The organism is Xanthobacter luteus (assembly GCF_040049235.1).
Classification (GTDB): domain Bacteria; phylum Pseudomonadota; class Alphaproteobacteria; order Rhizobiales; family Xanthobacteraceae; genus Xanthobacter.
Genome location: NZ_JBDZDO010000001.1, coordinates 1,354,024 through 1,376,430 on the forward strand (window position 1 = coordinate 1,354,024; position 22,407 = coordinate 1,376,430).

Sequence of the window (22,407 nt, forward strand, 5' to 3'; positions counted from 1 at the left end):
CCGTTTCGGCCGAAGACTGCACGCCAACACCCGCGGGCCTTGCCCCCATTTCCGAGGTCTCACATGCTCATTCGCGCCGGATACGAGATTTCCTACGCGTGTCCCCAGTCCACGCCCATGATCCTCACCTTGAGCGTGCATCCCTCCCGGATCGCCGATCTGCAGAGCCCGGACCGGGTGATGCTCGATCCGCCGCTTGCCGCCAACACCTACCACGACAGCTTCGGCAATTTCTGCCACGTCATCGAAGCGCCGCCCGGCCAGCTCACCATGCGAACCGATTTCGTCATCCGCGACAACGGGCAGCCCGACGAGGTGGCGCCCGACGCGCCGCAGCATGCGCTCGGCGACCTGCCGGTGAACGTCCTGCTGTTCCTGCTGGGCAGCCGCTATTGCGAGACCGACCGGCTGAGCAACGTCGCCTGGTCGATGTTCGGCCAGGTGCCCAAGGGCTGGCCGCTGGTCCAGGCCATCTGCGATTTCGTCCACGGCCACATCGCCTTCGACTATGCCCATGCGAGCCCGCTGAAGACCGCCTTCGACGCCTACACCCAGAAGCAGGGCGTGTGCCGCGACTTCGCCCACCTCGCCATCACCTTGTGCCGCTGCATGAACATCCCGGCGCGCTACTGCACCGGCTATCTCGGCGACATCGGCGTGCCGGCAGATCCCGCGCCCATGGATTTCAGCGCCTGGTTCGAGGTCTATCTCGGCGGCCGGTGGTACACCTTCGACGCCCGCCACAACAAGCCGCGCATCGGCCGCATCCTGATGGCGCGGGGCCGCGACGCCACCGACGTTGCCATCGTCACCTCGTTCGGGCTCTCGACGCTCAGCTCGTTCAAGGTGATGACGGTCGAGCAGCACTGACGGCGGCGGCCATTCGCTTTGTCGGGCCATCCCCTCTATGATGGCAGAATCCGGTTTCGGCCGGTTCATCCGAGCGAGCGGCCATGTGATGGCCAGGGAATCGGGACGACCTTCAGATTGGATATCTTTTGCAGGTTCTCGTCAGGGACAACAATATCGAGCAGGCTCTCAAGGTTCTCAAGAAGCGCATGCAGCGCGAGGGCGTCTTCCGCGAGATGAAGCAGCGCCGCGCCTACGAGAAGCCGTCCGAGCGGCGCGTGCGCGAGCACGACGAGGCGGTCCGGCGCCATCGCAAGGCGGCGCGCAAGAAGGCCCAGTGGGAAGGATTGATCGCCGCGCCCAAGCGCCGCGTGAAGAAGCCGCTGACGGCAGCGGCGGCGGCACCGAGCCGCTGAAGGCCTTGGCGGACGGGGCGGCCAGCATGGGCGAGCCCATCGTGGCCCGGCATCGCCCCGTCGCCGACGTCACCCCGTCACCGCCGCACGCTTCCGCCTCTATCGGCCCGGCACCTGTGCCGCGGCGCCCGCGCGGCCAGGCTGCGGCCGCGCGCCGTCAGTAGAAGGGCCGGGTGAGCTTGGCGCTGGCCAGCGGCTTGCCGGCGGCGTCAATCGCCTGGACGGTCCAGGTATACATGCCCCCGACGCAGGGGGAGCGAAAGGTGACAGCGCCGCGCGGAATGGTGCCACGGGGCGGCGGGGAAATGTCGGCGCCGCCGAGCTCGCGCCCGCTGGGGCTCGACAGCACGAACCGCAGCTGGCTGGTGCCGGCGGGCATGTTCTCCACCTGGAATTCGGGGCTGTAGGGCGTCGGGGCGCACAGCGTCGTTCCGAGCCACGTGAAGTCGAGCGTCATGTCGGAGGACAGCGCGACGGTGGTCGAGGCGCTCCCGCAGAGAAGGCAGACCACTACGATCAGGGTTTTCATCGCTGCTCCTTGGGCTTCCGGAAAGAAGCCGGCCTAAGGGTAGCACAGCGCGGCGGTGCGGTGGTCGCAGCTTCAGAAAATATAGATCACGATTGGAATTGATCGCGCGCCCACCAGGAAACGTGCTAAGAAAATGCCATGAGTTCCAAATTCAAGATTGACGGATGGGTTGAGTTCGTCGCGGGCTTCCGTTCGCCGCCCGGGCGATTTCGTGTCATTCGGGAATTACCTCCCGACCGGGGCGAGCCGAGCTATCGGGTGAAGGGCGAACACGAGGCGTTTGAACGCGTCGCGCGGGAATCTGAGCTGCGTCGCTTCGGCGCCAAGGCCAGCGCCTCCGAATAAATGCGTTTCGGCCTTGCCATCAACACAATCGGTCTCTATCTTCAAGCAGTCTGATTTTGACGGCTGATTTTCTAGCGCACATCGTGCGTCTGACGATAACTCCCTTCAATATCTAACTTTGTTCTGCCTGATCTATCGGGCGGAGCGCCCATGCGCGATTGAAAGGAAATCGTCATGAATATCGGTACCGTGAAGTGGTTCAACGCCACCAAGGGCTTCGGCTTCATCCAGCCTGACAATGGCGGGACGGATGTGTTCGTTCACATCTCCGCCGTCGAGCGCGCCGGAATGCAGACCCTGTCCGAGGGGCAGAAGCTCCAGTTCGAGATCGTCCGTGACAACAAGTCCGGCAAGAGCTCGGCGGGCAATCTTCAGGCTGCGTGATTTCCCTGCGCCATCGACCACGGATGTACTGGCGACGGCTGAGGACTTCACCTGAAGGCAAAACGGAAGGCTCCGTCTCTGCGAGACGGGGCTTTTTGTTTGTCGGCTTGACGAAACACGGCGGCAAGCAAGGCCCCCCGGGAAATAGTGCTCTGCAGACTCTGGCACCTGTGGTAGCATAAATCATGACATCGACCACGCCCCTCCAAAACCTCTCCACCGCGGAGCGCCGCAGGCAGCTCGAGGAATCCACCTCGCGTGCCATGGAGCGCTACCGGACCGACTTCGAAGCGCAGCGCGCCAAGACCTCGCGGCTGCGCGCCGAGCGCGAGGCCCGCGAGGCCAGCGAGGCGGCAACCCCGCCGAAGCCGGCCCGCGGCCGCCGCGCCGCCGCCTGGGGAAACTGAGCACCGGCCAGCCGGGCGACGGCGCCGCCGCTTTTGAGACCTTGCCACCGAGACCTTGCCACCGAGACCTTGGCGCCGATTCTGTTGGCCTCCTTTAGCCTGCCTCCTTTGGCGCCGTAGCGCCTGACGGTGGCGCCCGCCCAGGGGCGCCGGTGACGGAAGGGCTGCTCGCCTCCCCCTTCCGGCCGCATCTGGCCGCGCGCTCTCGTCCCGCATGCACACCGCACACCGTCGGCGGCGCCGCTTTCCGGCCTGCGCGCGGCATTCCTTGCCGCCGCCACGGCCTTCCCCTGTCCCTCGAGGCGCCCGATCCGCGCGAAGGCGCAAGCCCTCTCAGCGGCGCCGGCTCGGCCCGGCGGCGCGCGCGGCGACCGCCCGTTCCGCCTCGCGCCGCATCAGCGCCACCACGTCCTCGCGCCGGTCCGCCTCCAGGCGGCTCGATATGGCGGCGATGCCGAGCGCCAGCGGCGGCAGGCCCGGCCGCTCGGGAATCACCACGCCGATGCCGCTCACGCCGGGGGTGATGTCGTTGAAGTTCAGCGCATAGCCGAGCTCCCGCGCCCGCGCCACGAGGCGCGCGAGGATCTCCGCATTGATCCGCCCGTAGCGCGGCAGGCGCGGGGCGTTGAAGGCGATCACCTCCCGCGCCTCCTCCTGCGGCAGCGAGGCGAGCAGGGCGATGCCGCCCGCGGTGGTGCCCATGGGCCGCCGCGCCCCCACCTCCACGGTCAGCGCCTTGATGGGATAGGTGCCCTCGCGCCGGTCGAGGCACACCGTGTCGAAGCGGCTGCGCACGGTGAGGAAGGTGGTGTCGCCGCTGGCCTCCGCCACGGCGTCGAGCGCGCGCGCGAACATGCCGCGCAGGTCCAGCTCCGGCGCGGCAGCGAGCCCCAGCTCATAGGCGAACGGGCCGAGGAAGAAGCGCTTGTCCGTGTCCTGACGGGCGAGACCTTCGTGGCACAGCGCCAGCAGCAGGCGGTGCGCGGTCGGGCGCTCCAGTTCCGCCTCGAAGGCGATGTCCGCCACCTTCAGCCCGGCGCGGTTGTTGGCCCCGAGCACGCGCAGGATGCGCGCCACGCGCTGCACCGCCTGGGTCCCGGGAGGGGGAGCATTCGCCATGTGATCTCCATATTATGGACAAACTGAGTGACCTCAAGGTCTTGTTTGTCGATATTTCATGTGATTTCTTTTGCCGCACCCAAAACGAGCCGTTAGGCAATGTCCATAATATGGTCATTTGGCCTTTGCGGCAACAGGCAAGGCACAGGACGGATCCATGCGACATCTCGATACGGACGTGGCGGTCATCGGCGGCGGTGCCGCCGGCATCGGCGCCGCCATCGCCGCGGCCAAGACCGGCGCGCGCACGGTGCTGGTGGAGGCCGGCCCGATGCTCGGCGGCGAGCTGCTCTCTGGCATGTCGGTGGATGGCGTGCTCAATGCGCGCGGCGAGTGGGTGGTGCGCGGCGTCGCCGAGGAGATCTTCGAGGAATGCCGGCAGATGCAGGGCTTCATCGGCCCGCTGCACGACTTCCGGCTGATCTGCTACGTGTGCTGCGACCCGGAGGTGCTGAAGCTCGCCATCCCGCGCGTGCTCGCCCGCTACGGCGTGAAGGTCATCCTCTACAGCCAGGTCAGCGAGACCTATTCCGACAACGGCGAGGTGGAGGCGGTGGTGATCTCCCACCGCGACAGCCGCACGCTGCTGACCGCCCGCTATTTCGTCGACGCCTCAGGCGATGGCGACGTGGCGGTGCAGGCCGGGGCGGCCTATGAGGTCTCCGACGCGTCCGGCGATCTCCAGCCGCTTTCCCTCATGTTCCGCATGTCGGGCGTCGAGAACGCGCCGTTCCTCGACTTCGTGCGCGACAATGCGCCTTCGCTGGCGGTGGGCGAGAGCGACTATATCCGCGCTGGCCGCTCCGACGAGGAACTGGCGCAGGCGATCCACGCCCAGGGCGCCCCCAGCGTGTTCTTCAAGGGCAATGGCCCGTTCCTCGGCGGCGCGATCCAGCGCGGCGACATGTTCCCCACCGCGCTGATCATGATCATGCCCACGTCCGAGGCCCGCAAGGAGGTGTGCGTCAACGCCACCCGCGTCGCCGAGAACATCATGGGCACCGACGCGGCCGCGGTCTCGGCCGCGCTGCCGCAGCTCACCGAGCAGGTCTGGCAGGCGGCGCGCTTCCTCAAGGAGAACGTGCCCGGCTTCGAGAACGCCGCCTTCGCCGGCGTCGCCCCGCGCATCGGCATCCGCGAGACCAGGCGCATCATGGGCGAATACGTGCTCACCGGCGAGGATTGCCGCACCGGGCGCAAGATGCGCGACGTGGTCACCAAGGGCGCGCACCACATCGACATCCACCAGGAGGGCATCAAGCAGGTGCGCATCCCGGTGGAGAATGGCGGCTCCTACGACATTCCCTGGCCGTCGCTGATCCCGCAGGGGCTGAAGAATCTGGTGGTGGCCGGGCGCTGCATGTCCTCCACCCGCGAGGCCAACGGCACCACCCGGATGATGGGCCAGTGCCTCGGCATGGGCCATGCGGCCGGCACCGCCGCCGCCATGGCGGCGGGCGCCGCGCTCGCCGACATCCGCAAGCTGCCGCTCGACCGCCTGCAGGGCGCCCTGCGGGAGCAGGGCGCGGTGCTCGAAGGCACCCACTGACGGCGACGCCGGCCGGCGCGTTCCGGCTGGCGTCGTCGCGGCGCCCCGCGGCATGGCGGGGCGCCAATCGCGCAGGCGGAGCCGCCCGGCCGGGCGGCACCCGCCTGGGCCGCCAGGACCCAAGAAACCGAAAAACATCGCCCTCCCGGATGGCTGCCTCGCTGGCTCCGGGCAGGGTCCTAGGGGAGAAGCCACATGATCAAGCTGAAAGCCGCCCTGGCGCTCGCCGCCGCGCTGCTCGCCGCGCCCGCTTGGGCCCAGACCACCGCCGCGCCGGCCCAACCGGCGGAAGGCTACCCGACCCGCCCAGTCACCATCATCGTTCCGTTCGCGCCCGGCGGCTCCACCGACGTGCTCGCCCGCGTGCTGGCCAACAAGCTCACCAAGGCCTGGGGCCAGCAGGTGATCGTCGACAACCGCACCGGCGCCGGCGGCAATGTGGGCGCCAACGCGGTCGCCAAGGCGGCGCCCGACGGCTACACGCTCGGCATGGGCTCCATCGGCACCCATGCGGTGAATGCCAGCCTCTACGCCTCCATGCCCTACGACACGGTGAAGGACTTTGCGCCCATCACGCTGGTGGCGGAGGTGGGCCTGCTCCTGGTGGTGCATCCGAGCGTGCCGGTGAACAGCGTCGCCGAGCTGATCGCCTACGCCAAGGCCAATCCCGGCAAGCTCAATTATGCCTCCGGCGGCAACGGCGCCTCCCAGCACCTCGCCATGGAGCTGTTCAAGAACATGACCGGTACCGAGATGGCCCACATCCCCTACAAGGGCTCGGGCAACGCCATCGGCGACCTGGTGGGCGGGCAGGTGCAGGTGATGTTCGGCGACATGCCGCTGGTGCTGCCTTACGTGCAGCAGGGCCGGCTGCGCGCGCTCGCCTTCGCCGGCGCCAAGCGCTCGCGCGCCGCGCCCGACATTCCCACCGTGGACGAAGCGGGGGTGAAGGGCTATGCGGCGAGCGCCTGGTACGGCCTGTTCGCCCCCGCCGGCACCCCGGCGCCGGTGGTGGACAAGGTCGGCGCGGCGGTGGTGAAGATCCTCGGCGAGCCTGACACCGCCGAGTTCCTGATGAAGCAGGGCGCCGAGGCGGTGGGCAACAGCCCGGCCGAGTTCACCGCGTTCCAGAAGCGCGAGATGGACAAGTGGGGCAAGCTGATCAAGGTCATCGGCATCCGCAACGAATAGCGGCGCACAAGCGGGCCAGGGGCGCGGCCGCGCCCCTGGCCCGCTGGGCGGCCTCAGGTCATGGGAAGCGAGGGCGGCGTGGCGCCGCGCCCGCGACAGCGGCGCCGTTCCTTGCGGTCGCGGGGTGCGGCGCGCGCGCTGGCGGCCGGCGGTCAGGTCCGCCGCGGCGGCGTCCCGGCGCGAACGGCAGGGCTTGAAGAAGCCCCACCGGAACCACGCGCCGCGCGGCAAAGGCATGGCGTCGGGAGGCAGGCCGGGCCGGCTCAGCCGGCGGCCTGCCGGAGCGCGGCCACAAGCACCTGCACCGGCTGCGCGCCGGCGAGCGCGAGCCCGCTTATGTCGAAGAAGGGCACGCCGTCGACACCCGCCGCCTGCTGCGCCCGCTCGATCGCGCGCACCTCCTGCGCGCCGTCGTCGCCGGACAGGAAGGCCGCCGCTTCGGCCCGGTCGAGCCCGTGTTCGGCGGCGATGTCGGCGAGCACCTGCGCATCGCCGATGTCGCGGCCCTGCTCGAAATAAGCGGCGAACAGCGCGCCCGCCAGCGGCGTCGCCACGCCCTGGCGGGCGGCGAGCCGCATCAGCCGGTGGGCGCGGAAGGTGTTGGGCGTCCGGAGGATCCTGTCATAGGCGAAGGCGATGCCGTCGCCCTGCGCCGCCTCGATGGTCCGCGCGTCGAGCATGCGGCCGCGCTCCACGCTGCCGAACTTCAACGCGCGGTAGGTGGGCCGGTCCATGCCCTCGGCGGGCATGGCGGGATTGAGCTCGAACGGCAGCCATTCGACGGTGACGGCGATCTCCCCCGCGAGCGCGCCGATGGCCCGGACAAGCCGGCGCTCGCCGATCAGGCACCAGGGGCAGACGAAATCCGATGTCACCTTGACCGTCACGCCCATGGGCCCCTCCTCGCGGGCTACCCTGCGATCCGCTGCGCCGGCATCATAGCCGATGCTGCGCCGGGCGCGCGCCACGCCGGCGCTCCGCGCGCGCGGCCCCCCGGCCAAGGCACGGCGAGGGCCATACCGCCCTCACCGGCCGGCGGAGACGTCCCGGCGGATGTGGGCGGCCAGATGGTCGGCCGCGGGCGAGCCCGCCCGGATGGCGCTGCCAGAGCATCAGGTCGACGCTCTCCAGCGCCGGCAGGCCGCCCGAGGGGGCGAGCGCCACGAGGCCGGGCGTGCGCACCGACTGGGCCAGCACGCACACCGCCGCGTCCGCCAGCGCCATGGCCTGGAGCCCGGCGATGCTTTCCGAGATGCAGGCGATGCGCCAGCGGCGGCCGATGCGGTCGAGCGCCGCCAAGGCGAAGTCGCGGTAGAGGTTGCCGTCCGGCAGCATGGCGAGCGGCAGCGGATCGGCGCCGTAGGCCGAGCCGCCCTCGGCGCCGAGCCAGACCAGCGGCTCGGGGCGCAGCAGCGTGCCGATGCCCACCCGCGGCGCCACCCCCGGCATGCGCGTGGCGATGGCGAGGTCGATCAGCCCCTCGGACATGTCTACGGCCAGCTGGCGCGAGAGCGCGCAGCGCACCGTCACCTCCACCGCCGGATAGCTGACGCGGAAGCGCGCCAGCGTCTCGGGCAGGAGGAAGGCGGCATAAAGGTCCGGGCAGCCCAGCATCACGCGGCCCTCCACCTCGTCGGCGGCGAGGCGCAGGCGCGCCTCCTCGTCGAGCCGCAGCATGGTGCGCGCGTGGGGCAGCAGCATCTCGCCGTGGCGCGACAGGCGCAGGTGCCGCAGGTCGGGCTCGAACAGCGGGAAGCCCGCCGCCTCCTCGAGCCGCCGGATCTGCAGGCTGATGGCCGGCTGGGTGCGGTTCAGCCGCCGCGTGACCTTGGTGACACTCTTCTCCTCCACCAGGAGCACGAAGGTGCGCAAGAGGCCGATCTCGAGGCTTCGGGACATGATCTGATAAAGCGCCTTTTTGATATGCATCAAAATCGAAGATTTTGATCAAGAAGTGAACAGATGATCTGCTCGCCTGTTCGCCTCCCTCACCATCGCCGAGAACCTGAAGCTCGCTACCGAGTTCATCCGCGGCCGCGCCGGCGTCGGCCCGGGCCAGCGCGAGCGCGTGCTCGCTCTGTTTGCCGAATTGGGCCTGAGGCCGAAGACGCTCGCCGGCAACCTCTCCGGCGGCCAGCGGCAGATGCTGGCTTTCGCCTGCGCGCTGCTCGCCAACCCCGAGGTGCTGCTGCTCGACGAGCCCTCCGCCGGCCTCTCGCCCAAGATCGTCGGCGAGACCATGGAGGCGGTGGTGCGGGTGCGCGAGGCCGGCGTCACCGTGCTGCTGGTGGAGCAGAACGTCACCGCCGCGCTCGCCATCGCCGACGAGGTGGTGGTGCTGGTGGCCGGCCGCCTCAGCCTGCGCGCCAAGGCGAGCGACGTGAAGCAGGCGGACCTCGCCGGCCTGTTCTTCGGCAAGGAGGCCTGACATGGCGGCCCAGCTGTTCCTCAACGGCCTCGTCACCGGTTTGCTCCTCGCCCTGCCGGCGCTGGCGCTCATTTTGGTCTTCGGCATCCTGCGCTTCGCCAATTTCGCGGTCGGCGCGCTGCTCACCCTCGGCGCCTATGCCGGCTACCTCGCCAACGTGATGTTCGACCTGCCGCTCGCCTTGGCGGCGGCGTTCGCGGCCCTGGCGGTGGGGCTCGCCTGCGTGATCTGCGACGCGCGGGTGTTCGAGCATTCCCAGAGACGACCAGCAACTCTGGGATTGGCTCGTCGGCCTCGACGACGCGCATCGCCTCGCGCTGCTCGCGCATTGCGTCAGCCATGGCGTCAATGCCCTCCATGAGAAGGCGGACCGCTATGGCGGCGGCGCGGTCACGACGCATCGGTGCAGCAGCGCCTGAAGAATGCCGACCGGCTCGCTCGGGCGGTCGGCTTGAACATGGTCGACGCCGGTTGGAAGCCGACCGTCGACAATTATCTCGGTCGCGTGCCGAAGCGGCGAATCCTGGACGCCGTCCGCGAGGCCAAGGGCGAACGAGCGGTCCAGCTCATCGAACATCTGAAAAGGGGCGAGATGGCGATCGAAGCCGAACGCCTGCTCGCCGACACCGGCTGGCTGCCGGAGCCTTTGAGGCTCGACGACGGTCTGCAGGTCGAGCTCTCCGCAGCCGAAGCAACCTACGATTCCGAAGAGCTTCCTGAATTTCTTTCGGACGATGAAGCGAACGAGAGCGCCGATTCCGATTGCGGCTGAATGATCTGTCGGCGGAGCGCTGCAGAGTGCTCCGCCACTTTTCATGCCGGCGATCGAGAGCCCCACTAGGCACTCGCGACCGCATGCACCTTTCGGTCAAGTTCGGAACGTTCCGCAAAGGTGAGGTGACGGGGCATGCAGATTGGTTTGCAGGCCACGGGATCGAAGAATGGATTGTTGAGATAATCCCCGCTGATCCGTGCAGCAGCAATGCGCGACGCCATGCGCCAGAGCATCGCAGGAATACTAACCTGCTTTACCCGCGATAGATCGCCGTGACCGAATTTCGTCCAGACGTGCCCGGAAGATGGACCCAACGCCTCGTCGCGCTGTTCAGCAGGAAGAGCACAGAGCGGAACGGATAGAAACGACAGTTTCGATGTGTCGTACGTATTGGCCACGGGTGTATTGCAGTGTGAGCAGTACCAGCGGATCAGACGCCCGTTTGTCATCCGCACACAGCTAAGGTTATCGAGACCGCGGCTGAACATCAATCGTGAAGCCGGCAATTGGTAGGCGTCGGTGCCCCCGTTGGCATCCAGCACCCTGTTTGCCCGCCCGATAAAGTGCGCGAAAGCTTGGCAATCATCGCAATGACAAAGGTAGCGAATCCCGGTTCGGGGGATTCTTTCATCGATTGACCATGCGATTGCATTGCAATCACAGGCTAGATTGACCATTTTCGCCACCTCTTTTTCGAAATTTATCGAACTTCAGAATATCCCTTTTTACATAATATTTAGGCCTATCGATGGGTTGCCGCTCCGCCTCGGCATTCTGCTTCGCCAACACCGTGAGAGGAAGAGTTTGGCCGGAGGGATTTGAGCCGGGCGGGTCCGAAAGAGAGCGCCAGCCGGCTCGTCCGCTCCCGCTCTCCCGAGACCTCTTCCATGTCCGAAATGTCTGCTCCCGCTGCCGCTAACGCGGCAGTGTCACCCGGCGACCATCGCACGTCTACCCGCTCCGCGATCGCCGGCGCGGCACGCCGCCTTCTTCCCCATCTCGAACAGAGCCGACACGTCGACGCCGCAATCCTGCGTGCGGCGATGGAATCCGCCTTCGGCACGTCGGACGCTTCCGGCGCCTGGGACTGGAAAATGAGCTACGACGTCTGCGAGGCGGCGACGGTCCTTTTCCTGCACAAATACGGAAAGGCGCTTCTCCGCAAAGCCGGATCTCCGGCCGCCGCCCTTCCGATGCTGTCGAAAATCGCAGACCGCTTGCCGACGCATACGCGCCGATCTGAGGAGAGCGAGTCCTTCCAGCAATTCTCGACGCCAATCCCGCTCGGCCTCGCGGTTCTCACCGCGGCGGCGATTTCGCCCGCCGACCGCGTTCTCGAACCTTCGGCCGGCACGGGATTGCTAGCCGTTGTCGCAGAGACAGCCGGCGCATCGGTCATTCTCAACGAGCTCGCCGAGACCCGCGCGGAGCTTCTCTCTCTTCTTTTTCCCTCCGTTCCGGTTGCTCGACCGCGCAGCCGGCCTCTATGCCGACCCGGACAAGGTGCACTACGTGAAGCACGAGGGCCGCTGGTTCCAGTCGCGCGGGCCGCTCAACATCCCGCGCAGCGCCCAGGGCCGCCCGGTGATCGTGCAGGCCGGCTCGTCCGGGCGCGGCAAGCGCTTCGCCGCGCGCTGGTCCGACATCATCTTCGCGCTCCAGCCGAACCTCGAGCGCATGAAGCTGTTCAAGACGGACGTCGACGCCGCGCGCGTCGCGGCGGGCCGCCCGGGCGCGAGCAAGGTGCTGATGGCGGTGATGCCCTTCATCGGCGAAACCCGCGAAAAGGCGAACGAGCTTCTCGCGCTGCACGACAGCCTCGCCGATCCGGTGGCCGGCCTCTCGACGCTCGCCGCCCATGCCAACATGGACTTCTCCGGCCTGCCCATGGAGGCGACCGTGAACGAGATCGCCGCCTCGGGCAGCCAGGGCAACATTGCCGCCCTGCGCTCCATCACCCCGGACGGCTCCATGACCATCGCCGAGGCGGGCGGGGTCTATGCGCGCGGCGTCATGTGCCCGCGCCTCGTCGGCACCGCCGAAGACGTGGCGGACGAGCTGATCGCCATCATCGACAGCGGCGCGGCGCACGGCTTCGTGGTCTCGCCCGCTTTCCTGCCCGACACGTTCGAGAGCTTCGTCGGCGCCGTGGTGCCGATCCTCCAGCAGCGCGGCTATCTGCGCGCCGCCTATGGCGGCGGCACCCTGCGCGACATGGTGAGGGGAGGCGGCGCATGATGGCGGCCGCGTGCCCCGGCACCCTGCGCCCGCCGGCGGTGGACGCGGAGGCCGTCAAGGCCGGCATGCGGGCGCTGGCGGCGGGGGTGACGGTGATCACCACCTGCGCCGACGGGCGGCTCAACGGCATGACCGCCACTGCCGTGTGCAGCGTCAGCGCCAGCCCGCCGCGCCTGCTGGCGGTGGTGAACCGCGCCACCGCCTCGCACGGGCTGATCGCGCGCGGCGCGGCATTCGCGGTGAACATCCTGGCGGCGCACCAGGACCGTCTGGCGGCGCGCTTCGCCCAGAGGCTGGATCAGCCGTTCGAGGGGCTCGCCTTCGCCCACGGCGAGACCGGCTGCCCGCTGCTGGACGAGGCGGCGGCAAGCCTGGAATGCCGGCTCCACGACCGCCACGAGGCCGGCACCCACACCATCTTCGTCGGCGAGGTGGTGCGCGTGCGCACCGCGGATGCCGAGCCGCTGCTCTATTTCGCCGGCGCCTACCGGCGGCTGGCGCCGCAGCGGAGCGCCTGAGGCGGGCGCGCGCCCGCCTCAGGGGTCGTTCCGCTCAGTAGCAGGGCGGGTAGGGGTAGTAGCCGCAATAGGGCGGATAGGCCCGGGGAACGGAGGCCGCGGCCGCCGCCGCCGTGCCGGCCACCGCCGCGCCGGCCACGAAGCCCGCTGCCGCCGCGCCGGCCGCCGGGTAATAAGGGTGGGCATACCAGGCGCCGTGATAGACCGGCGCGTGGTAGTAGCCGCCCACATGAACCGCGCCGCCGCCATAAGGGCCGCGCACCGCCCAGGCGTCGATGAACACCGCCACCGGACCGCCGGCGGTGAGCGTGCCTTCCAGCACCGCGACGTCGAAGGTGAGGGTGGAGCCGTCGAGCTTGGGCGCCTTCAGCGTCACCACCACGTCGGACACCTCGCCGGGATTGGCGCCGAGCACCGAGACGGTGGCGTTGGGCGGGTCCTTGGCGAAGCTGTCCTTGCCCTCGTCCCACTGCATCAGGAACTGCTTGAGGGTCTCGTGGCCGGCCGCGCGCACCGGGCGGTCGGCGAACACGATGGTGTTGGACGACACGCCGGTGAGGGTGAGCTTGGTGCCCTCGAGCTTGGCGCCGGCGGCGTTCAGCACCGCGAGCGAGGGGATCGGCCGGTCGATGTGGGGCACGCCGATGGCCTTCTGCAGCGGCACATGCTGGGGCGGCTTCGGCTGCTGCTGCGCCTGGGCGGAGCCGCAGGCGATCAGGGCGAGCGCGGCCACGAGCCCGAGCGCGGGACTGCGGAACCGCGTCGGGGATGAGGTCACTTCGGTCATTGGCGTCTGCCTCGCATGAGCGGTCGGCCGGCCGGCCGACCGCTGGGGGTGAAGGACCGGGGGACAATGCCCCAAGCGGAGCGCGGGGAGAAGGACCCTTTGCGGCCGCTTTTCCCGCCCGGTTGGGTGCCCTGCCCCGCCCCGCAGTGCAGCAAAGCGGGCGGCCCAGGGCGGGACCGCGCGGATGCCGCTACCGCACGCAGGCCTCGATGAACTTGATGCGCTCGAACAGATCGAGGCCCTTGTCCTGCGCCTGCGTCCGGCACGCTTGCAGCTTCTCGCGCCGGGTGGCGACCGGGGCGATGCCGCCGAGCGGGTTGGCCGCGTGCGCCTCGCCGGGCGCCGGACCGTCCTTCGCCTTCGCCGCGGCATCGCGCAGCTTGGCGATGTCATCGGCGGTGAGCTTGGGACGGTCGATGGCGAGCGTGATCTTGCCGATCTTGCCGGTGAAGGCGAACGGCACCTGGTAGTCGGCATCGTCCACCGGCGTGCCGGTGTCGGCGCCCACGTCGAGATTCTCGTCCCAGGCGAGGATCAGCGGAATGGTGTGCGGCATGGTGATCTTCGCCACCTCCTTGCCGTCCACGCTCAAGGTGCCGGTGCCCGGCCGGCCGATGCCGCTCACCGAGCCGTAGGCCAGCGTGCCGATGCCCAGCCCGTCATACTTGAAGTCGAAGACGAGGGTGTGCTTGCCGGGCGGAAGCGCCTCGGGGGCCTGCCATTTGATGCGCTTCAGTCCGACCAGGTTCCAGGTGAAGGTGGGCTTGCCCTTCAGGACATAGAGCCCGTAGCCGGCGAACCGGCCGCCTTGGGTGATGAGCATGCCCTCGCCGCCGCCCTCGGGCACCGTGATGTCGGCGGTGAAGGTATAGGAGGTGTTTAGGATCGAGGGCGCATCGCCGTTCGGCGTGCCGGTGAGCGGGCGGGTCCAGCTGAACACGTCGCGGCCGGCGGTCACGCTCGGGCGCGGCGTGACGAGCCTGGTGGCGACCGTCGCGTCGAGCGGCAGCACCTGGTACTTCTTCGCCTCCTGCCAGAAGATCGCCTCCAGCTCCTTCACCTTGGCGGGGTTCTTGGCGGCCACGTCCTCGAACTGGGTCCAGTCGTTCCTGAGGTCGAACAGCTCCCAGGGATATTTGACCGGATCCGCGCCGAGGCCGCCGGAAATCACCCACGGCGGGCGCATCACCTTGGTCGAGAGGATCCAGCCGTCGTGATAGAGGGCGTGGTCGCCCATCATCTCGAAATATTGCGTCGTGCGGGTCGAGGCCGCGTTCGCCGCCGCCGGCTCGAAAGTGTAGGCCATGCTCACCCCTTCGATGGGCGACTGCCTGATGCCGTCCACCACCTGCGGCGCCTTGATGCCGACGGCCTCCAGGATGGTGGGCACGATGTCGACCACATGGTGGAACTGGGTGCGGATGCCGCCTTTGTCCGTGATCACCTTGGGCCAGGACACCGCCACGCCCTGCCGGGTGCCGCCGAAATGGGAGGCCACCTGCTTGGTCCAGGAGAAGGGGGTGGAGAAGGCCCAGGTCCACGGCACCGCCATGTGGTTGTAGGTCCGGTCCGAGCCCCACACGTCGTAGAAATACTTGAGCTGATCCTCCACCGGCACCTCGACGCCGTTGAACATGGCGACTTCGTTCGGGGTGCCGATGAGCGTGCCTTCCGCGCTCGAGCCGTTGTCGCCCGAGATGTAGATGATCAGCGTATTGTCGAGCTTGCCCATGTCCTCGACCGCCTGGATGACGCGGCCGATCTCATGGTCGGTATACATCAGATAGGCGGCATAGACGTCCACCTGGCGCTTGAACATCTTTTTCTCATCGTCGGAGAGCTGCTCCCAGCGTTTGAGTAGATCATCCGGCCAGGGCGTGAGCTTGGCATTCTGCGGAATCACCCCGAGCTTCTTCTGGTTGGCGAAGATCTCCTCGCGCAGGGCGTTCCAGCCCTTGTCGAACAGGTTCAGCCTGGTGGCCTTCTCGATCCATTCGGGGGTGGGATGGTGCGGGGCGTGGGTGCCGCCGGGCACGTAATAGACGAAGAAGGGCTGGTCGGGCGTGAGCGTGTTGACCTTGTTCATGTAGCCGATGGCCTCGTCCGCCATGGCCGTGATCAGGTTGAAGGAGGGGTTGCCCTGGAAGGGATAGATGTAGGTGGTGTTGCGGGCGAGGTTGTCCGGCTGCCACTGGCTCGTGTCGCCGCCCATGAAGCCGTAGAAATATTCGAAGCCCATGCCCGTCGGCCACTGGTCGAACGGGCCGGTGGAGAGCGCCTGGAAGGCCGGCGTGTTGTGGTTCTTGCCGAACCACGAGGTGCGATAGCCGTTGTCCTTCAGGATCTTGCCGATGGTGGCCTTGTCCTTGGTGATGACGCTGTCATAGCCGGGATAGCCCGTCGCCTGCTCGGCGATGACGCCGAAGCCCACCGAATGGTGGTTGCGCCCGGTGATGAGCGCCGCGCGCGTCGGCGAGCACAGCGAGGTGGAGTGGAAGTTGGTGTAGCGCAGGCCGTCATTGGCGATGCGGTCGAGCGCCGGGGTGGGGATGACGCCGCCGAAGGTGGAGGGCGCGCCGAAGCCCACGTCGTCGGTCATGATCAGCAGCACGTTGGGCGCGCCCGGCGGCGGCACGATGCGCGCCGGCCAATAGGGCTTGGAGTCCTGGGCCAGGTCCTTGATCTCGCCGCCGAACGCCTGGGGCGGCGCGGGAATCTGGGCGTCGTCGATGACGATGGTGGAATCGGGCGCCCCGGGCGTGCCGATGATCTTCTGCGCGGCGGCGGGGCCGGCCGCGAACGGACCGGCGGCAAGCGCCGTGAGCCCCGCGGCTACCATAAGGGAAGCAATGCGCGACATGGCCGTCTCCTCGTCTTGCGCGGACTGCCGCATGGCGAGGAAAGCCGGCCCGGCCCCTGCTCCAGGTCCGCGTGGGTCAACACTTGCTCTTGCGCAACGGCTTAGCCTATGACGCAGATCAATGCTTGCCATTGGAGGACAGGGGGACGCCAAATTGCAGCGCGCGCCGATGCAGCGGGTGGGGCCGCTGGCGTTCCTGCCGCAGGCCCTGGCCGAGTTCGACGTTCCGCTCGGCGATGTCCTTTCGGGGTCCGGCATCGCCGCCGGCGACCTGGTTCCCGAGGCGCGGCTGCCCATGCCGGCCTTGCTCGCCATCCTGGAGCGCGCGGCGGTGCTCACCGGCTGCCCCACGCTCGGCCTGCGGCTCGGCGCCGGGCTCGACCACCGGGTGCTCGGCGCCATGGGCGAGCTGATGACGCGCGCGCCCACCCTCGGCGATGCCCTGCGCGACTATGTGGGGCTCCAGCTCGGCTACTCCCGCAGCGCCACCGTCTATCTCCAGCGCATGGGCGAGGATTATGCCCTCGGCTACGGCATCTATGACGGCCCCTCGCCCGGTGGCCGGCAGGTCTATGATCTGGTGCTGGCAATCGGCTGCAACTTCGTCCGCAACCTGACGGAAGGGAAGGCGCGTCCGGTGCGGATTTTGCAGTGCTGCCGCCTGCCGCAGGATCCGGCGGCCCATATCGGCGTGCTCAGGGCGCCGGTGCTGTTCGACCAGGAGCAGTGCTGCATCGTCCTCTCGCCGGGCGACATGGCGCGTCCTTTGCCCGGCGCCGATCCCGCCGAGCGCACCCGGCTGCGGAACCTGATGCGCAACCAAGCCCGCGGCGACCTCGACGACCTCTCGGCGCGGGTGCGGCACGTCCTGCGGCCGCGCCTGATGACCGGGGAATCGGGCCGGGACCACGTGGCGCGAGAGCTTGCGGTGAGCACACGCACGCTGGCGCGCCAGCTCGCCGCGCGCGGCACCAGCTTCGAGGACATCAAGGACCAGGTGCGCGGCACCGTGGCGCGCGAGCTGCTCGCCCTCACCACCCTGCCGGTGGGACGGGTGGCCGAGGCCCTCGACTACACCACCCACAGCGCCTTCAACCACGCCTTCCAGCGCTGGACCGGCACGACGCCCAGCCGCTGGCGCGCCGCCCGGAGCGAGGCCTGAAGGAGAACGCGTCCTCCGATCGGCCTGCGATGCCGCTGGCCGGCGCGTGACCTAGCGCACCCGCGCCGCCGCCGCGGCGATGGCGGCGAGCTTGTCGCCGGCGGCGGCGGTGCAGCAAATGGGATTGTCGGCGAAGGTGGCGAAGCCGCAATCGGGGTGCAGCAGCACCCGCTCGCGCCCGAACAGGTCGATCGCGTGGGCGATGCGCGCCGCGACCGTGTCCACCGCCTCCAATTGCGGGTCCTTCTGGTTCACCACGCCGACGCCGATGCGGGCGTCCTGCGGCAGCGCCGTCAGGATCTCCATCTCGCCCGCGCGCGGCGTGCACATCTCCAACAGGTAGGCGCCCACCTTCACCTGCGCGAGCGTCGCCACCAGCGGCGCATAGGAGCCCGACAGCGCGACGCGCTCGTCCGGCGTCCAGTTGCCCCGGCACACATGGAGCGCGGTGCGCTCCTTCGGGGCACCCGCCAGCACCGCGTTGAGCAGATCGCGGGCGAAGGCCAGCTCCTGCTCCGGCGCGAGCGATTCCGACAGCGCGCCGCACATGAAGGAGCGCTTGCTCTTGGCGCCCGAGAACACCACCTCGGACAGCACCGGCTCGTCGAACTGGACCAGGGCCGCGCCGGCCTCCATCAGCTCGAAGAGCTCCTCGCGCAGCACCCGCACGATATCGGCGGCCAGCTGCTCGCGGCTGTCATAGGCGCGGTCGGAGATGCACTCCATCCACATGGTGCGGGTCAGCAGATAGGGGCCCGGCAGCGCCACCTTCACGGGCTTGGCGGTGACCGTGCGGGCGAAGTCCACCTCGTGGGCCACCAGAGGGCGCGAGCGGGAAAGCCGGCCGAACACCGCCGGGTGGCGCACCTCGCCGGCCGGGATGTCGAGGGCGCGCAATTCGGCCTCGAACTCCTCGGGATGGTCCACCAGCGGCAGCAAATCGGTGAGCGGGATCAGCTGGCAATTGTCGAGCCGGCTGGCGACGAAGCTGGCATAGCTGTCGCGGCGCTGCTCGCCGTCGGTCACCACGTCGACGCCGGCCCTCTCCTGGGCGGCGATGGCGAGGCGCACGGCATCGTCCGCGGTCTCGTGGAACGCCGCTTCCGGCAGGCGGCCTTCCACATAAGCGTGCATGGCGTCGATCATCCAGCGCGGGCGCGGCCAGGAGCCGATGCCCATCACCGCCAGCGCGGGAATGGCGGGCGCGGCCACCGGCACGCGGGCCGGACGCGGTTCGGCCGGCACGCCCATGGCCGGCGCGGCGGCGGGCGGCGGCGCCGGCGCGCGTTCCTCAAGGCGGCCCTTGCAGACCAGGAAGGAGCGCTGGCGGCCCTCCTTCAGGAACGAGACCATCTCGTTGCCGGTGAGCCGGCACCAGGCGGGCAGGTCGTCGTCCACCGAGATTTCCGTCGAGCGGATCTCCAGCAGCCCGCCGCGCGGCAGCGGGTCGATGTGCCTGCGGATCAGCAGCAGGAGCCCGTTGCCGCAATCAAGGTCGCCGCCGTCGAAGGCGACGTCGGCGGCGTGGTCGTGGCGCAGAAGGGTCTCGGTCATGGCAGCGCTCTCGCGTTCGATGAGGGGCGCGGGAGGGGCCACGCGCGCCCTGAAGGGAAGCGCCGGTTCCGGCCCTGACCGGAACCGGCGCCGCCGCGCCGGGGCGCGGCCTTCGGATCAGCCGGCCTTGCGGCGGCGGCCGATCTCGAAGCCGATGGCGCCAGCGCCGATGGCCATGACGCCCACCGCCAGCGCCAAAGTCGGCGAGTAGGACGCATCGGCGGGCTTCGCCGCCGCCGCGTGCGGTGCCGCGGCGGGCGCGGCGGCGGGCTGGACGGACCCGGCGCCCTTGGCCATGTCCTTGGCCGCGTCCTTGGCGGCGAGGCTCGCGGTTTCGAGCCGCACCATGGTGTCGTAATTGCGCGCCAGCATGGCGCGGCCCACGTCCTTCAGGATCGCCTGGCCGGCGACGCGGCCCTGGCCGAGCACGAGGTCGACATTGGTCACCGCCGGGCCGCCGAGGTCCACCGAGCGATTGCCCTTGGCATCCTCGATGCGCCAGGAGAGCACCTTGTCGCCCTCCACCTTCTCCACCACCACGCGGAAATAGCCCTCGGGGCCGTCCACCGTGGTGCCGGGCTGCAGGCGGATCTCCGCCTTGTTGACCAGCATGAACCCGAAATTGTGCCCGGTGGGGCAGCCCACGGGATAGACCGCAAAGCGCGTGTCGCCGGCGAAGTCCGCGCCGTACTTGAGGCTGTAGGCGCCGCCATAGACCTTGAGGTTGGCCTTGCCGCCCTCGAAGGCGCTGGGCCAGGGGGAGAGGAAGGCCACCATGTCGGCATCTTCGAAGACGAGCGCCTTGCGGGCGGCGGTGTCCTCGATCAGGAGCTCGCCCTTCACCGGGCCGAGGGTGCGGGTGGCGGTGACCTTGTCGCCGGCCAGCAGTTCCAGCGTCACCGAGCCGGCAGCGGGATCGACGGCGGAGACGCGCACCGTGCGATCCCCCACCTTCCAGCTCTCGCCGGCCCCGGCGAGGCCGGAAAACACCTTGTCCTGCGCCAGCAGGATGCGGTCCATGCGCACCCCGCTCAGCCAGTCGAAGGTGATCTGCTTTCCCGTGATCTCCCGCGCCTTGCCCTGGTTGTAGAGCTGGGCGAAGCGGTCGCCGAACCAGCCGGTCTCGGTGGCGGAGAAGGCCGGGGCGCCGAACGCCCATTCCCAGTCGGTGCCGGCGATGGTGCGCACGTGAACGGTGTGGTTGGCCATCTTCTCGTGGCCGACCGTCGCGTAATAGTTGAAGACCTGCCCGCCCACCGCGACGCTGCCGCCGGCGGGGATGGTCACGTCCTTCTTCACGACGATGGTCATGTCGTAGTCCACATAGGTGGGCAGGCGCGAGAGCACCGGCACCTGCTCGCCGCGCAGCGCCACCTCCCCGCCCCAGGTGTCCTCCATGAAGACCAGGCCGCCCGGCGGGATCACCACCGCGCCGTTCTCCACCCGGCTCCTGCGGATGAAGACGCCGTCATATTTCGGCGGCTTGCGGCCGAAGTCGTCGCTCACCAGCCGCCCCTGCGGCAGGCCGGGCAGGCCCGGCACATAGGCCGGCTTCACCGGGCGGTCCGCCAGCAGCGAGAAGGGCGGGGGCGGGATGTCTGTGGTGGCGATGGGATGGGCGAGCGGCCAGCCGGGCTTGGCTGGGGTGAGGAGGCTTGCGTCGTCGGCGGCGGCCGGACCTGCGAGCACGGCGGCGAGCGCGGCGCCGGCGAAGAGACGCGGAAGCGAACGGGGCATGGCGTGTTCCTCCGGATCTAGCTTTGGCTATGGGCGAGCGCCCCGTCCGCCTGCCGCGCAGGCAGCGGGCAGGTGGCCAGGCGCCGCGAGAGATAGAGCGTGCCCCACAAGGTGAGCAGCGCGGTGTTGAGCGTCAGCAGCCACTTCGGCACGTCCGCAAGGAGGCTGCCGGCGATGCCGAGCCCCACCAGCGACAGCACCGGGGCCAGGCAAGAGATGCACAGGGCCGAGAGCGCCAGCACCCCGCCCCCCGCCGCCATGCCGGCCCCCGCCGCCCCGCCGCGGCGCCCGGCGATGAGCGCGAAGGCGAGGAAGGCGAACGCGAAGCCGACCGTCGCGGCGGTGAAATACTCCTGCTTGCGCAGGAAGCTGACCGCGAACGCCTGGGTCCGCTCATAGGTCAGCGTGCCCGCCGAGACGAACTCGTCGGCCAGGAAGCCGCATTCCTCCGCCGCCGCCGCGGTCTGCGGCATCCGGAAGAGGCCATAGCTCAGCGCCCCGTAGCCGAGGGCGGCGGCGAGGAAGGCCGCGATCATGGTGCGGTAGGGGATCATGGCACGGTCCTCCACGGGTCAAAGTGGGCAGCGGGACCGGCCGCCGGTCCCGCCGCGCGGCGTCAGTAGGAGATCGAGGGCGCGCCCTCGCCCATGAATTCCACCAGCTTGGCGCCGCCGACGATCTTGGCGCCCGCCACCAGGTTGTTCTCGTCGAGCCCGCGCTTCTTGAAGCAGGGCGAGCAGACATAGATCGTGCCGCCGGCCTCGGCGAAGGCGCTCATGAGATCCTTCAGCGCGGCGAACCCCTCCTCGTGGATGTCGTCCGAGTATCCCTTCTGGGACAAGCGGGTGCCCTCGATGGAGAGGAACACCACGGTCTCCTTGTCGGAGGCGACGGCGGCGTTGGCGATCACGAAGCCGACGGTCGCCTTGTCGGTGTCGTTCTTGGCGCAGCTGATGGAGACGACGAACTTTCCGGGCATCTTTGCTCTCTCCCTCCTTAGGTCGCGCCGGCCGCGCCGGCGGTCTCGATGGGGCCGAGCGGGCATCGCCCCGGCCGGCATTCAGCTCCAGTCCGTGCGGGAGCGGATCCAGAAGCACTTCGCCTCGGGATCGTGATGGATCAAGGTGTTGCGGGTCATCCGGCACCAGGAGGGCAGGTCCTCCGGCGCGCCGGGATCGCGGGCGGTCAGGCGCAGGACCTCGCCTGGCATGGCCTTCAGGCGCAGGCGCAGAAAGATGACGAGTTCGCCGCAGCCCATGTCCGCGGCGTCCCATTCATCGACCGCGCCGAACGGATCGGCGCGCCCCTGGCGTTCGGCCATGGCCCCTGTCCCTGCTGGACGGCGCACGTCCGCGACGCGTCGCGCACGGTCCCGCATCTGTCACCGAAATGGGAAGGGAGCTGACGGTCACCCTGTGCGCCTGCAGGCTTCCACTGCAGAGGACCAGCCCTCCCGGGGCATGGCGTCGGGCGTGCGTCACCGCTCGCGGCCAGACTAGGACCCGCCTTCCCGCCCCGTCAAGGCGCGGTGCCGCATCGGCGCGGCGGCAGCGGCGGGA

At 69.2% G+C, this 22,407-nt stretch carries 25 protein-coding genes and 1 pseudogene; 14 read left to right on the plus strand and 12 right to left on the minus strand.

The features are described from left to right. Nucleotides 1-63: 63 nt before the first annotated feature. Together ABLE88_RS06630 and rpsU are read left to right on the plus strand one after the other, a co-directional pair. A complete protein-coding gene (locus tag ABLE88_RS06630) occupies nucleotides 64-870 on the plus strand; it encodes a transglutaminase-like domain-containing protein (RefSeq protein ID WP_348830649.1) in 807 nt (268 codons plus the stop codon). Nucleotides 871-998: 128 nt separating this feature from the next. Then, a complete protein-coding gene (rpsU, locus tag ABLE88_RS06635) occupies nucleotides 999-1,265 on the plus strand; it encodes a 30S ribosomal protein S21 (protein ID WP_348830650.1) in 267 nt (88 codons plus the stop codon). Nucleotides 1,266-1,422: 157 nt separating this feature from the next. On the opposite strand, the gene ABLE88_RS06640 is transcribed toward rpsU, so the two are convergent. Next, a complete protein-coding gene (locus tag ABLE88_RS06640) occupies nucleotides 1,423-1,794 on the minus strand; it encodes a hypothetical protein (RefSeq protein WP_348830651.1) in 372 nt (123 codons plus the stop codon). A gap of 138 nt (nucleotides 1,795-1,932) precedes the next feature. On the opposite strand from ABLE88_RS06640, the gene ABLE88_RS06645 reads away from it, so the two are divergent. From ABLE88_RS06645 to ABLE88_RS06655, 3 genes are all read left to right on the plus strand, one after another. Further along, nucleotides 1,933-2,139: a hypothetical protein gene (locus ABLE88_RS06645; protein WP_348830652.1), complete on the plus strand. Its 207-nt coding sequence runs from the start codon at nucleotides 1,933-1,935 to the stop codon at nucleotides 2,137-2,139. A 174-nt stretch (nucleotides 2,140-2,313) separates the two neighbouring features. Then, nucleotides 2,314-2,523 (plus strand): cold-shock protein, encoded by a 210-nt coding sequence (locus tag ABLE88_RS06650; RefSeq protein ID WP_348830653.1) that lies wholly within the window; start codon nucleotides 2,314-2,316, stop codon nucleotides 2,521-2,523. 185 nt (nucleotides 2,524-2,708) lie between these two features. Next, nucleotides 2,709-2,930 (plus strand): hypothetical protein, encoded by a 222-nt coding sequence (locus tag ABLE88_RS06655; protein WP_348830654.1) that lies wholly within the window; start codon nucleotides 2,709-2,711, stop codon nucleotides 2,928-2,930. Nucleotides 2,931-3,263: 333 nt separating this feature from the next. Here ABLE88_RS06655 and ABLE88_RS06660 read toward each other — a convergent pair whose 3' ends face one another. After that, nucleotides 3,264-4,049 (minus strand): IclR family transcriptional regulator, encoded by a 786-nt coding sequence (locus ABLE88_RS06660; protein ID WP_348830655.1) that lies wholly within the window; start codon nucleotides 4,047-4,049, stop codon nucleotides 3,264-3,266. Nucleotides 4,050-4,206: 157 nt separating this feature from the next. Between ABLE88_RS06660 and ABLE88_RS06665 the strand changes: the two genes are divergently transcribed. Further along, nucleotides 4,207-5,598 carry an FAD-dependent oxidoreductase gene (locus ABLE88_RS06665; protein ID WP_348830656.1) on the plus strand — a complete coding sequence of 464 codons (1,392 nt, stop codon included), beginning with the start codon at nucleotides 4,207-4,209 and terminating at the stop codon, nucleotides 5,596-5,598. A 195-nt stretch (nucleotides 5,599-5,793) separates the two neighbouring features. After that, nucleotides 5,794-6,789: a Bug family tripartite tricarboxylate transporter substrate binding protein gene (locus ABLE88_RS06670; RefSeq protein ID WP_348830657.1), complete on the plus strand. Its 996-nt coding sequence runs from the start codon at nucleotides 5,794-5,796 to the stop codon at nucleotides 6,787-6,789. A 263-nt stretch (nucleotides 6,790-7,052) separates the two neighbouring features. Here ABLE88_RS06670 and ABLE88_RS06675 read toward each other — a convergent pair whose 3' ends face one another. Together ABLE88_RS06675 and ABLE88_RS06680 are read right to left on the minus strand one after the other, a co-directional pair. Next, a complete protein-coding gene (locus ABLE88_RS06675) occupies nucleotides 7,053-7,682 on the minus strand; it encodes a DsbA family oxidoreductase (RefSeq protein WP_348830658.1) in 630 nt (209 codons plus the stop codon). 43 nt (nucleotides 7,683-7,725) lie between these two features. Beyond that, the gene (locus tag ABLE88_RS06680) at nucleotides 7,726-8,688 is read right to left on the minus strand and encodes a LysR substrate-binding domain-containing protein (protein ID WP_348830659.1); all 963 of its coding nucleotides are present in this window, start codon (nucleotides 8,686-8,688) and stop codon (nucleotides 7,726-7,728) included. A 76-nt stretch (nucleotides 8,689-8,764) separates the two neighbouring features. Here ABLE88_RS06680 and ABLE88_RS06685 point away from each other — a divergent pair, with 76 nt between their 5' ends. Genes ABLE88_RS06685 through ABLE88_RS06695 form a run of 3 tightly spaced genes read left to right on the plus strand, consistent with a single transcriptional unit; the run spans nucleotide 8,765 to nucleotide 9,989 of the window. Then, entirely contained in the window at nucleotides 8,765-9,217 is a 453-nt protein-coding gene (locus ABLE88_RS06685) for an ATP-binding cassette domain-containing protein (protein WP_348831102.1), read from the plus strand. A 1-nt stretch (nucleotide 9,218) separates the two neighbouring features. Further along, entirely contained in the window at nucleotides 9,219-9,578 is a 360-nt protein-coding gene (locus ABLE88_RS06690; RefSeq protein WP_348830660.1) for an ABC transporter permease subunit, read from the plus strand. Between the two features lie 42 nt (nucleotides 9,579-9,620). Beyond that, on the plus strand, nucleotides 9,621-9,989 hold the full coding sequence (locus ABLE88_RS06695) for a hypothetical protein (RefSeq protein ID WP_510182856.1): 369 nt from the start codon (nucleotides 9,621-9,623) through the stop codon (nucleotides 9,987-9,989). 65 nt (nucleotides 9,990-10,054) lie between these two features. Here ABLE88_RS06695 and ABLE88_RS06700 read toward each other — a convergent pair whose 3' ends face one another. After that, entirely contained in the window at nucleotides 10,055-10,669 is a 615-nt protein-coding gene (locus ABLE88_RS06700; protein ID WP_348830661.1) for a DUF6151 family protein, read from the minus strand. 210 nt (nucleotides 10,670-10,879) lie between these two features. Between ABLE88_RS06700 and ABLE88_RS06705 the strand changes: the two are divergent. From ABLE88_RS06705 to ABLE88_RS06715, 3 genes and pseudogenes are all read left to right on the plus strand, one after another. Continuing rightward, nucleotides 10,880-11,461 (plus strand): annotated as a pseudogene (locus ABLE88_RS06705) (methylase); the annotation flags it as partial. Nucleotides 11,462-11,504: 43 nt separating this feature from the next. After that, nucleotides 11,505-12,230, plus strand: coding sequence for an LLM class flavin-dependent oxidoreductase (locus ABLE88_RS06710; RefSeq protein WP_348831103.1), 726 nt, complete (start codon nucleotides 11,505-11,507; stop codon nucleotides 12,228-12,230). Beyond that, entirely contained in the window at nucleotides 12,227-12,748 is a 522-nt protein-coding gene (locus ABLE88_RS06715; RefSeq protein ID WP_348831104.1) for a flavin reductase family protein, read from the plus strand. The genes ABLE88_RS06710 and ABLE88_RS06715 overlap by 4 nt, the downstream gene beginning before the upstream one ends. 34 nt (nucleotides 12,749-12,782) lie before the next feature. On the opposite strand, the gene ABLE88_RS06720 is transcribed toward ABLE88_RS06715, so the two are convergent. Both ABLE88_RS06720 and ABLE88_RS06725 read right to left on the minus strand, forming a co-directional pair. Continuing rightward, nucleotides 12,783-13,535: a hypothetical protein gene (locus ABLE88_RS06720; protein ID WP_348830662.1), complete on the minus strand. Its 753-nt coding sequence runs from the start codon at nucleotides 13,533-13,535 to the stop codon at nucleotides 12,783-12,785. A gap of 190 nt (nucleotides 13,536-13,725) precedes the next feature. Continuing rightward, nucleotides 13,726-16,395 carry an arylsulfatase gene (locus ABLE88_RS06725; RefSeq protein ID WP_510182857.1) on the minus strand — a complete coding sequence of 890 codons (2,670 nt, stop codon included), beginning with the start codon at nucleotides 16,393-16,395 and terminating at the stop codon, nucleotides 13,726-13,728. A 154-nt stretch (nucleotides 16,396-16,549) separates the two neighbouring features. Between ABLE88_RS06725 and ABLE88_RS06730 the strand changes: the two genes are divergently transcribed. Further along, nucleotides 16,550-17,557 (plus strand): AraC family transcriptional regulator, encoded by a 1,008-nt coding sequence (locus ABLE88_RS06730; protein WP_348830663.1) that lies wholly within the window; start codon nucleotides 16,550-16,552, stop codon nucleotides 17,555-17,557. A gap of 51 nt (nucleotides 17,558-17,608) precedes the next feature. Here the strand turns inward: ABLE88_RS06730 and ABLE88_RS06735 are convergent, their stop codons facing one another. The 5 genes from ABLE88_RS06735 to ABLE88_RS06755 all read right to left on the minus strand — a co-directional run bounded on the left by ABLE88_RS06735 (nucleotide 17,609) and on the right by ABLE88_RS06755 (nucleotide 22,169). Further along, nucleotides 17,609-19,111 (minus strand): 5-methyltetrahydropteroyltriglutamate--homocysteine methyltransferase, encoded by a 1,503-nt coding sequence (locus ABLE88_RS06735; protein ID WP_348830664.1) that lies wholly within the window; start codon nucleotides 19,109-19,111, stop codon nucleotides 17,609-17,611. 117 nt (nucleotides 19,112-19,228) lie between these two features. Continuing rightward, nucleotides 19,229-20,848, minus strand: a complete 1,620-nt coding sequence (locus tag ABLE88_RS06740; RefSeq protein WP_348830665.1) for a hypothetical protein — start codon at nucleotides 20,846-20,848, stop codon at nucleotides 19,229-19,231. A gap of 17 nt (nucleotides 20,849-20,865) precedes the next feature. Further along, nucleotides 20,866-21,402: a hypothetical protein gene (locus ABLE88_RS06745; protein WP_348830666.1), complete on the minus strand. Its 537-nt coding sequence runs from the start codon at nucleotides 21,400-21,402 to the stop codon at nucleotides 20,866-20,868. A gap of 62 nt (nucleotides 21,403-21,464) precedes the next feature. Then, complete coding sequence (locus tag ABLE88_RS06750; protein WP_121624640.1) at nucleotides 21,465-21,827, minus strand: DsrE family protein; 363 nt, start codon at nucleotides 21,825-21,827, stop codon at nucleotides 21,465-21,467. An 81-nt stretch (nucleotides 21,828-21,908) separates the two neighbouring features. Then, the gene (locus tag ABLE88_RS06755; protein WP_348830667.1) at nucleotides 21,909-22,169 is read right to left on the minus strand and encodes a sulfurtransferase TusA family protein; all 261 of its coding nucleotides are present in this window, start codon (nucleotides 22,167-22,169) and stop codon (nucleotides 21,909-21,911) included. Nucleotides 22,170-22,407 lie beyond the last annotated feature (238 nt).